Origin of the sequence: Dictyobacter arantiisoli, from assembly GCF_008326305.1 — a bacterium.
GTDB classification, from domain to species: domain Bacteria; phylum Chloroflexota; class Ktedonobacteria; order Ktedonobacterales; family Ktedonobacteraceae; genus Dictyobacter; species Dictyobacter arantiisoli.
Genome location: NZ_BIXY01000080.1, coordinates 17,900 through 33,809 on the forward strand (window position 1 = coordinate 17,900; position 15,910 = coordinate 33,809).

General features: G+C 50.7%; 7 protein-coding genes. 5 read left to right on the forward strand and 2 right to left on the reverse strand.

Annotated elements, in window-relative coordinates; translation table 11 throughout:
• Positions 1–182: 182 nt before the first annotated feature.
• Entirely contained in the window at positions 183–1,130 is a 948-nt protein-coding gene (locus tag F1593_RS21285) for a zinc-binding dehydrogenase (RefSeq protein WP_149403581.1), read from the reverse strand.
• A 147-nt stretch (positions 1,131–1,277) separates the two neighbouring features.
• Here F1593_RS21285 and F1593_RS21290 point away from each other — a divergent pair, with 147 nt between their 5' ends.
• The gene (locus tag F1593_RS21290; protein WP_149403582.1) at positions 1,278–2,207 is read left to right on the forward strand and encodes an MmyB family transcriptional regulator; all 930 of its coding nucleotides are present in this window, start codon (positions 1,278–1,280) and stop codon (positions 2,205–2,207) included.
• Between the two features lie 201 nt (positions 2,208–2,408).
• Here F1593_RS21290 and F1593_RS21295 read toward each other — a convergent pair whose 3' ends face one another.
• Entirely contained in the window at positions 2,409–6,035 is a 3,627-nt protein-coding gene (locus F1593_RS21295; protein WP_149403583.1) for a beta strand repeat-containing protein, read from the reverse strand.
• A gap of 892 nt (positions 6,036–6,927) precedes the next feature.
• Between F1593_RS21295 and F1593_RS21300 the strand changes: the two genes are divergently transcribed.
• The 4 genes from F1593_RS21300 to F1593_RS21315 form a co-directional block, all read left to right on the forward strand.
• A complete protein-coding gene (locus F1593_RS21300; RefSeq protein ID WP_172632326.1) occupies positions 6,928–13,764 on the forward strand; it encodes an RHS repeat-associated core domain-containing protein in 6,837 nt (2,278 codons plus the stop codon).
• 258 nt (positions 13,765–14,022) lie between these two features.
• Positions 14,023–14,700 carry a hypothetical protein gene (locus F1593_RS21305; RefSeq protein WP_149403585.1) on the forward strand — a complete coding sequence of 226 codons (678 nt, stop codon included), beginning with the start codon at positions 14,023–14,025 and terminating at the stop codon, positions 14,698–14,700.
• A gap of 116 nt (positions 14,701–14,816) precedes the next feature.
• The gene (locus F1593_RS21310) at positions 14,817–15,206 is read left to right on the forward strand and encodes a hypothetical protein (protein WP_149403586.1); all 390 of its coding nucleotides are present in this window, start codon (positions 14,817–14,819) and stop codon (positions 15,204–15,206) included.
• Positions 15,207–15,293: 87 nt separating this feature from the next.
• The coding region (locus tag F1593_RS21315; protein WP_149403589.1) for an RHS repeat domain-containing protein at positions 15,294–15,910 on the forward strand (617 nt) is incomplete at its 3' end.

Genomic DNA, 15,910 nt, shown 5'->3' on the forward strand with positions numbered 1-15,910 from the left:
GAAGCAAGTGATGATTGTCAGGGACAATAGTTGATCGACGCAATACGATCTATGCTCAAAAGTCCATGTTATCGTTGTAATCGTCCAGGTCACGGGTTTGCAGGACGAGGACGACAGTTACTCAGCTTGATGCTGCCGAAGGTTCTTCTACTGGTTTCAAGCTTCTGGCAGCTTCAGATGGACTATTTCCTTAGATGCAGAACAGCTTTGCCAGTGAATTGTCTTTGCAGGAGGCGTTGCGCGACCTCACCAATTTCGTGCCAGGAAGCTTCAACCTCGATCGGCGTCCGCAATTGCTGCTCGGCTACCTTTTGCGCGAGCCAGGCCAGATCTTCAGATGCAGCACGACGATCTAATTCTGCATAAAACATCAGTCCGGAGATGGTCGTTCTCCCCATACGGATTAAATTGCTGACGTCAATTGTTGCCTCTACAGATGCCGACCAGCCCAGCGTGACGCAGGTTGCCCCTGTTGCCAGCAGAGGAAGCACACCGGCGAGGGTTTTGCCACCGAGCGATTCGATAATCAAGTGGTAAGGGCCATAGGCACGCGCCAGCTCGATATCGTCCCCCACGATCACCTCATCTGCTCCTGCCTCACGTACTAACGCCTCGTTGCGAGCATTGCGAGCCGTGCCGACGACATAGGCACCGCTGAGCCGGGCGAGCTGATGTGCGAAGAGTCCCACCCCACCGGTGGAACCGGTAATCAACACGCGCCTGTTCAGGAGAAGCCCTCCTTTCACAAGTGCATGGAGCGCAGTGAGCCCAGCAACAGGTAAGGTTGCCGCCTGAGCAAACGTTACGCTGGCGGGAATTTCGGCCAGCCTGTCCGTAGGAACCGCCACCTGCTCAGCCCATGCGCCTGCATTCACTATGCCTACCACCCGGCTCCCGACTTTCGGCCCTGTCCCATTCGCAGTTTGCTTGATGACGGTTCCGGCCAGATCCCAACCGGGTCGCCAGCCCGCTTCGGCCCCCATGGCACGCGACACCTCTCCTCGATTCAAAGAAATTGCCTCAACCTGCACAAGCGCTTCCGACGGGCCAGCCTGGGGCGCTTCGACCTCTTTGATGGCAAACCGCCCTGGAACTTCAGGATCAACCACTATCGCACGTATTGAACTCATCTATCTTTTCTCTTTCTCTCATAGCAATTTTGGTTTCTGGGAATAGTATAGGAGGAACTAGTTGTTGTACCAAGAGTAAAACTACACTTGATCCTTCGCCCCTTTTCTCTTTCATATGGGATCGATAGCGAATTGTATGAGGAAAAGATGCCATTACAAATATCTGCGCTAAAAGAGGATAGTGCATTCTCAAAAGAGCATGTGCATGTCTTAGGTCAACTTCTCGGTGCAATTGAAGCGGTGCGGATCACTCGCCAGGAGCAATATCGCGAGAAGAGCCATCCTCAGTTGAAGCGTTTTACGCAACAAGAACTCAATGATGAAGCCTGCCCGACCTATAAAAACTGGCTGATAGGACGTTCCAATCGATTGCCGAGCCGTTCAATGCTTATGACTATTGCCGACTATCTGGAATGCAGCCTGAGTGAGCGCAACGATTTACTGCTGGCAGCACAATATCTGCCTGAACAGCCAGCGTTGGAAGGCGATGAGTTGCAGCGAGCGTTGGAGCATGCGCAACAGCTGATGGAGATGTTGCCCTATCCGGCAATGGTTGTCACGCACACGTTCCAGGTCGAGGCTGCAAACGAGTTCTTGCTACGCCTCCTTGAGTTGCCTCCTCTCGATACGCTTCTACCGCATCAGCGCAATACGCTTTATTTCCTCTTTCGCCCGGATTTTCGGGCACGCTCCACGTTCAATGCAGAAGCACGCGCCCTGTGGCAAAAACACGCGCTTTATGGTGTTCAGCTCTTCAAACAGAAGAACTTGCTCTACCAGTGCGATGCCTGGTATCAGCAATTCGTGAAGCAGTGTTGTGATAATATCGCGGACTTTCAAGAGTACTGGGACAAGGCGCGAGAAGCCACCAGGCAGGAGGATGCGCCGCCAAAGATTGTGCTTGCTCGCATGGCGACAACCGGCGAGATGCTCCCCATACGCATACTGCACATGCATGTCTCCGTCAGCAGCAAAAGCTATCCAGCGGTCTCGGCACTTTTGCCGGTCGATGAGGCGGCGCGTGCCGTGTATGCCTCGTTCGGCAGTGTGACCTCGTGGCCTCCGTCGGTTGGCTGAGTTAAGATACCATGACTTGCTCTAATAGAGGTAGGCCCAGGTGAGCACAATAACCACTGGTCCTCAGTAGTGGATAACAGAAGATCATTTATATAATTGTGAATCAATGTTGGCTCTGAAGAGAAAAGGGTAGTCTTTTGATGCGGAGATGGTAAACAAGGCTGTTGCGTTACTTACGCAGCAGCCTTGTTTGCTTTGAGTTTATTTGGTTCCGATGGTAAAGACGTGCAGGGCACCTGGGCTGGTGGTGGATGGGAGGGTGACGCTTTGCAGTGTTTTCCCGGTTTGGAGCGTGATAGTGGTTGCAAAGACATACGTGTTGATCGTTTTTGCCCCGGCTGGCGTATTGCGATAAGGCATGGTCCCTACGATGCTATTCCCATAGGGGAGTGACGTAATAGAGGTTGCATTCCAATCGGCAAAGCCCAATGTAAAGGTTTGGGTGCTGTGATCGGTATACGTGAGGGTTGCAGAACCAGACGTGGCTCCTCCCGTAGCTGCTCCCAGGAAGCCGAGGGTCGTTGCGTTCGCAACCGGGGTGACAGCAATGGTTTGCCCATGCGCTTGATAATTATCAAAGAAACCAGCCGTAGCATTGGGCCAGAGGAATGCCATCCCATTGACGCTGATGGATTGTCCAGGCGCCAAGCCGATGCTTTTGAGTCCCTGCGCTGAGTAGCTATTATTCGCGTTATCAATGTTGGCAGTATAGGGCGTGCTATCATCGCTGGTACCCGCATTGTTATATTGGTCTGCCCGCGTTCCAATGGCGAAGATGTGCAGTTGTCCGCTAATGCTGGGCAAGGTCACGCTCTGGACTGTTTTGCCAGCAGGGATGCTGGTTTCGGTTTCATAAAGATAGGTCTTCGTACTTTGTGACCCGGTGGAGGTATTGCGATTGGGCATGCTGGCGACCAGGGTATTGCTGTACGCGGCTGGCGTGGTGGCCCAATCAGTGAAACCAAGGGTGAAGGTGGAGGTGGAATTGTCGGTATAGGTAATCGTTGCCGTCCCCGAGGTTGAACCGTTGGTGGCCGATCCCAGGAAGCCAAGCGTGGTGGCATTGGCGACAGGGGTCACTCCAACCGTTTGTCCGGCCGCTTGATAGTTATCCGGGATGACGGAGTAGCTGGCGGGCCAGAGATAGGAGATGCCATTGACGATGACGGGCTGTCCTTGCGTGATGTGATCGTTTTGCAAGGATTGTAACGAATATGTATCGCCTTGTCCATCATAATTGGCGAAGGCTGTGGAGTCCGCTTCGTCTGAGGTGCCAATGTTATTGGGATAGCCGTTGCCAGCGCGGGTTCCAATGGTGAAGATGTGCAGGGTTCCGGTCGAGGCCGCCGGGAGCGTGACGCTTTTGACGACTTTCGCTGCGCTGATCGTTGTTTCAGCATAGAATAAATAGGTGTCAAGGTTTTCTTGCCCACTTGCAAGATTGCGGTGGGTGAGGAGCGCAAAGAGTTGATTATTATAGGATGGAGCGACTCTATTATTTCCTAATGTCCAGTCGCTCATGCCCAGCTGGAAGGTGGAGGTGGAGTTGTCGGTATACGTGATGGTCGCGGTGATAGCGGTGGCTCCTCCTGTGGAGGCTCCGACAAAGCCGAGGGTGTCAGCATTCGCCACAGGTGTGATCGCAATCGTTTGTCCATTGGTCTGGTAATTGTCGGCTTGCCCGGAAGGGGCAGCGGGCCAGATGAGATTCATCCCGTTATAGATCAGGGTATCACCGGGATTCCATCCCATCCCACTGACTGGGTCTGAGAAATCCTGGGCAGCATAGCTTCTGCCAAAACCATCGAAATCAGCACCATGTGTATTCGCAGTATCACTGATGCCAATATTATTATACGATGAGCGGGTGCCGATGGCGAAGATGTGCAGTTGTCCGGTGATGCTGGGTAAGGTGACGCTTTGAATGGTTTTGCCAGCAGCAAGACTGGTTTCGGTGGCATAGAGATAGTTGGTTGTGGTTTGTTGACCCGCGGCGTGATTGAGATACGGGAAGGTCGCCACAAGCAGGTTGCCAGAGACGGGCGGATTCGTGGCCCAATCGGTGAGACCCAGGGTGAAGGTGGAGGTGGAATTGTCGGTATAGGTAATTGTCGCAGTTCCGGAGGTTGAGCCGTTGGTGGCGGATCCCAGGAAGCCAAGGGTGGTGGCATTGGCGACAGGCGTTACGGAAATGGTTTGTCCGGCTGCGAGATAATTATTGGGCGTCCCGGCAGGTGCACTGGGCCAGGTGTAGGAGATGCCATCACTCACCACACTTTGTCCCGGAAGAATGTTTTGGCTTTGTAATGCCTGGGCAGAATAGCTATTGCCACCGTTGGTATGGAGATCAAAATTGGCGGATGTAAGATTGGCATCATCGCTGGTACTGATATTATTGTAGGCTCCACGTGTGCTGATAGCAAAGATATGGAGTTGACCAGGTGTGCTGGCGGTGGGAAGGGTGAGATTTTGCACGGTTTTGCCAGCGGGAATTGCGAATTCCGTGCTAAATAAAAAAGTGGAGACGGTTTGTTTGCCGCCTGCTGTATTGCGATAACTCATGGTCGCGGCGATCTGATTGCCAAAGGAGGGCGGGGTCTGTGCATTGCCACCCAGCGTCCAATCACTGAATCCCAGGGTGACGGTTTGGGTCGAGGCATCGGTAAAGGTGATGGTAGCCGTTCCTGAGCTTGCTCCACTGATGGCACTCCCAAGTACACCCAGCGTGACGGCGTTCGGGACAGAAACCACTGGCAGGATTTGTCCGCTGCTCGTGTAGTTGTTGGCGGTGCCCGGAGCAGCATTGGGGAAGGTATAACTTAAGCCATCATTGATGATGGTTGATCCAGGCTTGACTCCCGCACTTTGGAGCGCTTGCGCCGAATAACTTCTCGTGCTGCCATCAAAATTGCCGGATGTCGGACTGGCATCATCGCTGGTGCCCGTATTGTTGTAGGCAGGTCCACTGATCCCGACGGCGAAAATATGCATCTGGCCGGAGGAGGTGGTGGTTGGAAGGGTGACACTTTGGACGGTTTTGCCAGCGGGAAGCGCGAGCTGGGCACTGAACAAAAAGGTGGTGATGGTCTGTTGGTCGACTGGCGTATTACGATACGTCATGGTTGCGGCGATTTGATTACTGAAGGCCGGGGTAGACTGCGGATTGCCACCCAGCGTCCAATCACTGAGTCCCAGCGAAAATGTTTGGGTGGTGGCATCGGTAAAGGTCACGGTCGCATTGCCGGAGGCATTCCCGTTCGTCGAAGCCCCAAGAAAGCCGAGGTTGGCGGCACCAGCGATGGATGGGGCGACAGGAATGACTTGCCCGTTCACCAGATAATTGTTGGGAGTGCCTGCGGCGGCATTAGGCCAGACGAAGGTGACGTTGCTGAAGGTGAAATTCTGACCAGGAAGCAATCCAGTACCTTGCAGGGCCTGGACAGAATAGCTGTTATTTCCATCGAAGCTCCCTTCGTTAGGATTGCTATCGTTGCTGGAGCCAGCATTATTGTAGGCTGGCAGGATGACATTCTGTTTGGCGGTCTTTGGTGTGCTGGAAGACGACAGTGCCTTTGGATGATGAAGCACGTGAATTCTCTGTTTGAGGGCGTGACGAATGGTGGCTGCGCGTTGTGCCGCGGTAGGAGCGATTCCGTTCGCATGTGTGGATGCTGCACTGACCATCTGTCCAGGTGTAATGATGCCGCTGAAGAGCGTGATGAGGGTGCAAAGACAGAATAGAGTAAGCAGGCGTGTGGTTCTCGTATGTGCTCGTGTGCGCTCGTGCGGGTTTCTGCGCAAGCGCCGACGTCCTTGTGTACACATCATAATGGGTATTATTTCCTTTTCCATGCACGAAATAATGACATTACCTCACTTTTCGATGAAAAGTATCAGCAATGTTGCAAGTAAGAAGAGATGAAAGCGCTACAAAGCCTAAAAAGGTTGTATAAATAAATAATTGTTTATCATGCAATATTCATGCCCTTCTTTTTCTTTCTTGCTCTAGTGTAATCTCTCTTCTCTTCCTGTGTAACTATACAGGGACATTATTTGAAAAGTCAAGGGTAAAACATCCGATTGAGGAAAAGCTAAGGTATATCTATCACTTCATGATGGAATGTGGTTAGATGCCTGAGCTGTTCAGAAAGGTCTCCGCTCTGTGCCACGCAAGAAGCGTAAGAGATGTGCTATTCACCCCGTTTCCATGTCTTGAAGACTTGTTACTATCCCTGGTGAGTGAATTGGGTGCATTTCTTTTTTTTCTGTTTCTTTGACAAAAAGAGTTCAGGATCTTTCTATCTTGTCAATACATTTCTCACTTTATGCAAGCACAAAGGAGGCTGTAATCAGCCCTTCTCTCTGTATAATCTTATAGCGGAAGAGAAGAAAGAGAATCTTTCCTATTGATATGCATCAATATTTCCATTTATACTTAATTTCGCATGTGTATTACATGATTATTTTTTGATCAGGATTGTCTTATCGGTCAATGATGATGATATGATACTTCCTCTCTCTGGTAGTGTGAGCCAACGCTCGCTCAATACCATATTTGCCGCCTGCGCACATTCGCATGTGTTGCTTCTTTGCGGCTGTGCAGGCGCTTTGAAGAAATTGGATGTGTATGTCAAGGAATGCATATAGGTCTGTTTCACGGCGAAATGGACGTCGCCATCGTTCACCATGGCTTATCGCTCCATGGTTGCTGTTTTTTCTCATGGTGTTTCAAATCTTTGGCACGTCATTGGACGCCCTGGCGGCGGTTCTCCCCAATGCCAAGCACGTGTCTTCTAATCCTAATCCACCTCTCTCGTTGCCTGCCTGGTTACATACTCCAAAGGCGGTTCCCCATACGCTGGTGGGAGCATTGAGTACCCATACCAACACGAATCGTCCAGCCGTCGGAAAGGTGGTTGATTCACGGGTAGCTGCTCCGGTGGAGTTTGTGTTGACATCGCAGGCTCAAACGTTGGTGAGTAAAGATGGGCATGTCTCTGTTGGGATCCCTGCCAATACCGTGACGGCCCAGCAGATCAAGGCAGCCGGCGGAAAGATTTCCCTGAAAATTGTGCAGACGTCGAGTACATCAGGTGGCCAGGCGAGTGGTCGTCTGATATTTGGCACTTATCAACTGCATTTGTTGGATGCGACTGAACACCCCTTGACCACGTTGGTGTTAGCACATCCTTTGACCCTGCGCTATCATCTGGCTCCTGCACAACAATCATTGTTGGCAAAAGGGCAGGCGTTGGATATATTGTGGCAAAATGTTTCGTCGACCACGACACCAACGACACCAACATCTGCAGCCTCTACGACGACATCCAACGCGTCGGCGACGCCACAGGCATCAAATAGTGCGCCTGTGTTGCTTCGGACCGCAAAAGATACAGGATCGCTTTCCTGGAGCATTTCCACAAGCTTACAGGATCCTTCTACCTTGTCTCAGAAAGCACCTGCGAAGACAACGCAAGGATCATCATCGGTGGCGGGAACTGCCACCACCCCATCTGTGGCTGCAGCCTCCACCAGTATCGTTACGTTTAATACGCAGGCACCCCAGGCGAGTTGGGGGCAAGCGCAGAACACGGACGTTGGCATGAGTTCTGGAGCGCTCGATTATCAGTATCCCTTCAGCGTTCCATCTGGTCCGGGTGGTCTGGCTCCATCTCTGGCTCTCAATTATGGGAGTGGCTCTGTGAATGAGACGACTAATGTGCAGGCGGCTGCTCCCTGGACGGGAGAAGGGTGGAACCTGGGATTAGGGTCGATTACCTGGAGTCAGGAAAACGTTGATCCTGCCAATCGTGAGATTCAAAATATCTGGACAATCAATGATCCCAGTGGCGTGAGTGGACAACTCGTTCCGCCTGATCTTGGATATACGACGGCGGGAACGAGTCCAAATCCTGCACTCAGTGCCTTGCCAGTTACCTGGCATTCGGCTCCTGAGAGCCATGACAAAATTGAAGAGATTCAATACGGAAGTCAACCGTGTTGGCAGGTCTGGTTGCCCAATGGCACGATGGAAGAATTTGGCTGCACCAGTGACTCTCGTCAATCGGCATTGGATGCCAACAATGCCTCCAGTCCCTACCGGTGGGATCTCGATGCGATTGTGGATCGTTATGGCAATCAGATCCGCGTGCACTACCAACGGATCTGGCCTGCCAATGGGGTCCAGGATGCAGTCATTTCCACCATTGAGTATGATGATCCTTCTTGCCATAGTGTGCCATCGGGGACATCACCAGTGGCGCAGTGCAGTTCCTGGAATCCTCTGACAAAAATCGTCTTTGATGCCAGCACAAAGGTGGCGAACCCGACCAATTCTGATGGGTGTGCGGGTTGGAGTTCGACCACTTTTCGCTGTGATGATCCCGTTGATGCCTCCGGTGGCCTCACCGCTCCCAAAGTGGTCAATAGCTATGTCTTGAATGACATCAAAGTCGAAACGCTTGGCAGTGTGCTCCGTGAGTATGTGTTTTCCTACGATCAGGGCATTCATCAGCAGATCCAGGATCCCGCCACGGGGCAGCAAAAGGGCATTGCCGGATATTTGAATCTCACCAGGATTCAAACACTGGGAGCGGCAACGGCGACTGGCTCGGGGCAGACCGGTTCATCCTCGAATGCGCCGGTGACGACCATGACCTACACCAAGCAGACGGAACATTATGAAGATTTGTCGTATTATGCAACCCCTTCAACCAATTGTGGGCCGTCGTGGAACAAGAATAATGGCTGCTATTTGTGGTCTCAAACCTACAATGGCTATTACCTCAGGACCATCGACAATGGCATGGGCTGGAATGAAAGTGTCAATTGGCAAGAGGCGCGCAATAATACGTATGGGGTGTATGTTCCTTCTGGCCAGACAATGGATACGTTTAGTCCCTTTTCCTGTGATGGACAGGAGAACAATTATCCCTGTGATGAGGCTGATTATCGTGCCTGGAGTCGTATTGTGGTCACTTCACGAACCACGACCACCAATGGAGTGGCATCGACCTGGAACTATCAGTACGAGATGAGCAAGTTTATTAACAATGCAACGATGTGTCTCACCCAGAGTGTGTGTGGGCAAGGCTTTACCTGGGGCGATATTAACGATAACGATTATGCGGACTACTACAATGTGCATTTCATGAGTTTTGCCAGTGCGCAGGTCACACAGCCCGATCAGAGTTATCAGCAATACACCTTCTACTCAACCCCCGGGTTGGGAGTCGCTACCAGTAGTATTCAAACGAAAAATTGTGCATATAAATTTAACAATGGAACAACAAACCATTGTGGTATTGCTCCCTATTGGAATGGAGACCCTGCGCTGGCTGGTCGGCCAAAAGAGGTGCAAAGTTATAGCTCCGATGGGAAGCTGATGCAGGATAGCCAGTGGATCTATAGCTTGAATTGTCCCCCTTCCGGCGTGGCAGGGAGCGTGGGAGCGGGAACTTCCGGTGGAATGTATGATCCAGGAACTTCCTATCTCTTTAGCGAGCTGGATCAAACGAATCCGGTGGTGGTCTGTGATCCTCGCGTCACCCAGCAGGATAATTATCAGGTGGATGGGGCAACCGATGCAACGCATTTGACGGATAGCAATACGGTCCATAAAACCACGACCTATAGTTATGATGGGGATAATCAGGGATCGAGCCATGTCAGCAATTATGATTATGGCAACGTCAATAAGGTGACGGTCACCGCCAATGATGTCAATAGCCAGCAATATATCTCGGATACTACCTATTATCCCAACGATAGCAGTTCGGTCTACCTGACGGATCTGCCGGGACGCACGACGACCCAGGATAGTTCTGGCACCCAGTATGGCTGTCATGTGAACTTCTATGGTGGGAGCAGTAGTTTTACCACGCCCCCCTCCTTGCCTGATGTGACCAGAACGGAAGATCATACCGGGTACAGCAATCCAACCGATGGCTGTGTAGCACCGGGAAGTCTCATCGTCAACCAGGCCACCTATGATGCGTCGGGCAATGCCACGACGGCCATCGATGCCGACAATCATCTCGGCTGTACCAGCGGGTCGGGGTCCACGACCTATAGCGCCTGTGCTGCATATGATGGTTTTGACACCCATCTTGTGACGGTGAGCAATGCGAAGAAGCAGTCATCAACCAATAGCTACAGTGCGAGCAATACGGGCGGCTATGGACAATGGCTGCTGGCCACCAAAGACGCCAATGGACAAACCACGACCTTTCAGTATGATGGGTTGGGGCGGTTAACCGCAATGGCCGCGCCGGGCGATACGCTCACGAGCCCGACTGTCTCTTATACCTACAACAACACCTGTACGGCGGGAGCGACGGCCCCCTGTCTGGAAATTGATACCACGACGCGACAAAGCAGTGGGGGCAGTCAGACCATCACGACGCAGCAATGGTACGATGGGCAGGGACGGCTGGTAGAAACGAAAGCGCCAGGACCTAATCTGCTCTCGAAGATTCCCAAAGTGCCTTCGACGCTGGTGAGCTATACTGTCTATGACAGTATGGGGCGAGCCACCACCAAGAGTTTGCCGTATGCAGTGTCTGCTTTGAGTGGGACGGGCTATGTGACGCCGAACCTCTCACAGGCGCGCACCTTCACGACCTACGATGGATTGGGACGTTCGTTGGGATCGGTCACCTATCAAGATGCCTCAACGATTGTGTTAACGACCACCGTTTCCTATCAACTCGGTAATGGATTGGCCAGTTTTTCGCGCGATACCACCACGCCCTTTGAGCGAACGATCACCCTGGATGCCTACAATCATCAGCAGATCAGCTATAGTGATGCCTTAGGGCGCCATCGCTATGATCAACTCTTTAGCGGCACGGGCGCATCAGGCAGTCCCTATAGTACGGTGCGCACCCTTCAATACAATCGCGATACGGTGGGCAACCTGTACTCAACCGATACCTTTGATGCCTCCTCGAACATCGTTGCCTACCAGACGACCACCTACGATGGTGTGGGACGCAAAACGGGACTCAATGACGCAGATTCCGGTTCCTGTACGAATACTCCCTTGCCCGCTGGCTGTAGCAGTAGCAGCGATACGGCCTGGAAGTACAACTACGACCGCAACGGCAACGTGCTCAGTCAACAGGATCCTCGTGGGCAGAGTACCTATGTGAGCTATGATGTGCTCAACCGAGCACTCTGTAAAGGCACCACATCCGCAGCGGTTTCGCCCTGTAGCAGCAGTGCCTACGCGACCTTCTTCTATGACAGCTATGACAACACCAGCAATCCTGGCGTGACGTTCCCCTCCACCTGTGTGGCTCCCAGCGGTTCCTACGCCTCCGATCCGATTGGCAAAGAGACGGCGGAAACCTTCAGTGCCAGCGCTGGCAATGGATCGCGCTGTAGCGGCTACAATCAGCGGGGCCAGGCCGACCAGAGCGGGTTGACGGTCACCGCCGATGGAACGACCACCACCCAAACGGTGAGTACTTCTTATAATGATATGGGGCAGCAAACTACGCTAGTGTATCCTGATGGGGAAGAATTAACTGCACAATATGATGGTAATGGCTACTTTCGTTCCTCCTACTTTGGCGATGCCAGCAGCACTGATCCCGTCAACTTCCTGGTTGGTATGACTACATATACCAACAACGGACAGATAGATGGCCTGGCCTTAGGTGGATCAGCAGCCAAAGCATCGCTGCCAACTGCTGTCTTCTCGACCAGTGCGACCTATGATGGCATTGATCGTCCCGTGACCAGTAATGCCACGCGCAATGGCAGCACCTTCTGGAGTCAGACGAAGACCTATGACAACGTCGGCAATACGCTCAATCTAAGCACCACGCTTCCTACTATTGCGGGTGGTAGCCAGACTATTTCCCAATCCTTCTGCTATGATGCGCTCAATCGTCTGGTGTGGGCCGGCGATACCGGAACCCCGACGGGAGGAGATCATTGTGGCTTAAACTCCAATGGCACCACCATTGCACCGTATCAGCAAACATTCAGCTATGATGCTCTGGATCGTCTAACGAGTGGCCCTGCAGGTACGGAAACTTATGGCACCGCCCCTGTTCATGGAGCCACAATGTTGAACAAGGTACTCAATCAGTATGCTAGTTATGATGCTATGGGGAACATGACTTGTCGCAATGTGGACGCTACAACAGGCTCAACACACAGTTGCGATGCCACTCAAAGTGGAGCATTGATGAGTTATGATAATGAAGGGCGCCTCGCCTCGTGGACAGCACCTGGAGCGTCAATGCCCAGCGATCAATTCCTCTATGACAATGCAGGTAATCGTGTGTTGCAACGTGTAAGTACGGGAGGTAGTAACCCAACGGATACTATCACATTTGATAACTACACTGAGATTAGTATTAATGCAGGGGGAACTTCGACCACCAAATATTACATGTCTGGCGGGCAGAAAGTCGCGATGCGTAAAGATGGTATCCTCTCCTATTTGGTACCGGATTTCCTCGGCAGTATGAGCCTCTCGCTCTACGCAGATGGGTCTGTGCAGGCCGTGCAGCTGTTTTCACCTTTTGGAGGGACATTGTATAGCGATGGTTCAACGCCAACATCTTACAATTTTACTGGACAGCGTCTGGATAGTCAGACCGGGCTATTGTACTACAATGCTCGTTATTATGATCCGATAAGCGGGCGTTTCATCAGTGTTGATGGGGTTGAAAATAATGCTAATGGAGATGATCCATATGCATACGTGAGTGGAAATCCAGAAACACTGACAGATCCAACAGGTCAATTTCGTATGGATGGGCAAGGAGATCGTTCATGGACATCCTCTGGGGGAAATCATGCCACATATGTTGCCAATGATAATACTCCGCCCATGGTCATCGGTTATGGTTGGGGGGATTCTTGGACTCCTGTATATGGTCCCATCCCTTTGTTAACTTATCCACCGGTTGATCTTCCTCCAGCATCTCCCCTTTTTGGGAATTGGTGGACATCGTCAGTTGCAGGTGTGACGCATGCGAATAATGGGATAACAGGGTATGTGACTGCCGCAGCTAGTTCGGCTAAAAAAAATGCTGAAATAGCGGGAAATGTAGCAACAAATAACGGAACTTATAATGATGGAAATCCAGGGGAAAATGATTACATACGACGTCAAGCGGAGGAGACGCTTGGTAAGTCGCAATCAAGTACCCGAAATCTATCCTCAAGAGCGCAGGCTGCTGAAGATTTGGGAAAAGGTTTTGAAGATGCGGCATCTAAGTTGGATCGTGTTAGTAATTTTTTGACTGGTGTTGGCTTTTTTGTAGATGGCATTTCCAGTGGAATGGCTGACTATAATCAGCATCATGATGTTGGAAAGGCTATTGGTGCTGGTCTGATGCATGGAACTTTATCGACAGTTGGTTCTATGGTTTTTGCTTCTCAGTTTTCACCAGCTTGTGCTATTGGTGGCGAATTAATAGCTGGACCTCCTGGTGCAGTCGTTGGAGCTGCTGTTGGAGCTATTGGTGGCGGATACTATGGAGGTGTATTTGGAGATAATTTGGCGGATGATTGGTGTAAAGGATTGAACATATAAAATAAGTTAGTTCTATAACGGGGCAATATGCAGTGAGTGAGATAGTTACATAGTTGGTAGAGCCTGCGTGAATAATTCTATTGCAATCACTGGAGGATATATGTAAGACATTCTCGATTTACTTGCGTTTGTTGTGGAAGCGTGAGATAGTAGTCGATGAGCATGAAGCCATGGCTTGATAAAGGGATGCTCATGAGAACATAGTTGTCGTTGCGATATTCATAATTACGTTGTATTTGTGGGCGGAAGGCTGTTTCTATGCAGGACACAGCCTTCCCTTTATCAAAGAGTGAAAGGTTTCTGGTTTCTGTTATGTGTATTCACAAACTTGGTATTGCCAAAAAACAATCTGTACCTCTCGTTCTCCCGTGGAGAGTTCTCGCTGAAGAAAAGATGGTAGCAAGAAAAGAGATCCAGAAAGAAGATGAAGATATTTTAGTTCAATTTGGAGCATCTTTTTTTGTTGGTGAACTTACTAAATATAGTAGTGCATGGGTCACCAGATACTTGAATGCGAACGAGATATACATTATCTCGACCACTGTAGATGTAGATTTCAACGTAGCCGTATATATGATGTTTGCCTTTGCAGATACTGAAGGGGAGTTGATCGATGTCAGGACTGCTACTCAGGGTGATAGATCCTTTCGTTCCCTCTTTCCCAGGAATGGTACTCATATAATTTTAGAGTATACAGATGAATTAAGAAGCCAGGTAGCGGAATCAAGCAATTGCGAGATAAAATTGCTCCTTTCAACAGGATTGATGAATGCGCATCCGGTTCTCGTGACTGTTCAGTTACGGAGGCATTCTGAGGATCAAACCTCTATGGAGATTAAAGGTTTCTCAAAAGAAGGCTGGATGATACGATGGCATGCAGGAAGAAAAATGGCGTATTTGGTTGCACAACGTATTGAGGAGCAGTTAAGTTTGTAGCAACTGGTGTACACTTTTTAAGAATGGAGAGTCTTTTCAAGAGAAGATGAGGTATAGTGTTTTGTCTATCTTCTTTTTTTCTTGACGCGAGACAGGTAAGCCGGAGAGAGAAGATTATGGTTACTGATGAAGACGATTTCGAACAGACGGAGGCCAACAAACGTGAGTATCGGATGTATAAAAGTGCACGAAGAAAAAAAGCCGTCCCTATTTATGGCGGTTATGCAGGTTCTGGTTTCTATGCTATTCTAGCTATCTTCAACTTTGGAGGTCCAGATTTTGGAGCTTACATCCTATCAGCGCTAATGCTCTATTGGGTCATTTTTTTATTTTCACTGCTCTATAAAACTGAAGAAACGTTTCTTCTTAAGCGTCTCCATCGCCGCGGAAATCCCAAATCACCCGGAACGGCGTGGCGCAAATGGTTTCTCTTCTTTCGGCGAGGACTCATAATTGGCCTGGTTTACACGTTCCTCATGTTTATTGTCTGGCAACTGAAACTATAAGCCTGGAATATATTCCGGGCAATGCGTTTATGCGCCAAATTTCATGATTACGTTCGCCGATGAGATCCATCGAGAATCCCATTGTGTATGGTAGGTTCTTCAAGTATCGCAAATTTGTATTTGCAAAGCATGGTTTTTTATTCCTGTATTTCCTTTACCTCGTATTATCCCAACGATACCAGTTCGGTCTATCTGACCGATCTGCCGAGACGCACGACCACACAGGATAGTTCAGGCACCCAATATGGCTGTCATGTGAACTTCTATGGTGGGAGCAGTAGTTACAATGCGCCCCCCTCCTTGCCTGATGTGACCAGAACGGAAGATCATACCGGGTACAGCAATCCAACCGATGGCTGTGTGGCACCGGGAAGTCTCATCGTCAACCAGGCCACCTATGATGCGTCGGGCAATGCCACGACGGCCATCGATGCCGACAATCATCTCGGCTGTACCAGCGGGTCGGGGTCCACGACCTATAGCGCCTGTGCTGCCTATGATGGTTTTGACACCCATCTTGTGACGGTGAGCAATGCGAAGAAGCAGTCATCAACCAATAGCTACAGTGCGAGCAATACGGGCGGCTATGGACAATGGCTGCTGGCCACCAAAGACGCCAATGGACAAACCACGACCTTTCAGTATGATGGGTTGGGGCGGTTAACCGCAATGGCCGCGCCGGGCGATACGCTCACGAGCCCGAC

Bases quoted from the DNA above. Each gene is read 5' to 3' on its own strand.
- F1593_RS21285 (WP_149403581.1), bottom strand. From the start codon at position 1,130: ATGAGTTCAATACGTGCGATAGTGGTTGATCCTGAAGTTCCAGGGCGG.
- F1593_RS21290 (WP_149403582.1), top strand. From the start codon at position 1,278: ATGCCATTACAAATATCTGCGCTAAAAGAGGATAGTGCATTCTCAAAA.
- F1593_RS21295 (WP_149403583.1), bottom strand. From the start codon at position 6,035: ATGATGTGTACACAAGGACGTCGGCGCTTGCGCAGAAACCCGCACGAG.
- F1593_RS21300 (WP_172632326.1), top strand. From the start codon at position 6,928: ATGGTGTTTCAAATCTTTGGCACGTCATTGGACGCCCTGGCGGCGGTT.
- F1593_RS21305 (WP_149403585.1), top strand. From the start codon at position 14,023: ATGCAGGACACAGCCTTCCCTTTATCAAAGAGTGAAAGGTTTCTGGTT.
- F1593_RS21310 (WP_149403586.1), top strand. From the start codon at position 14,817: ATGGTTACTGATGAAGACGATTTCGAACAGACGGAGGCCAACAAACGT.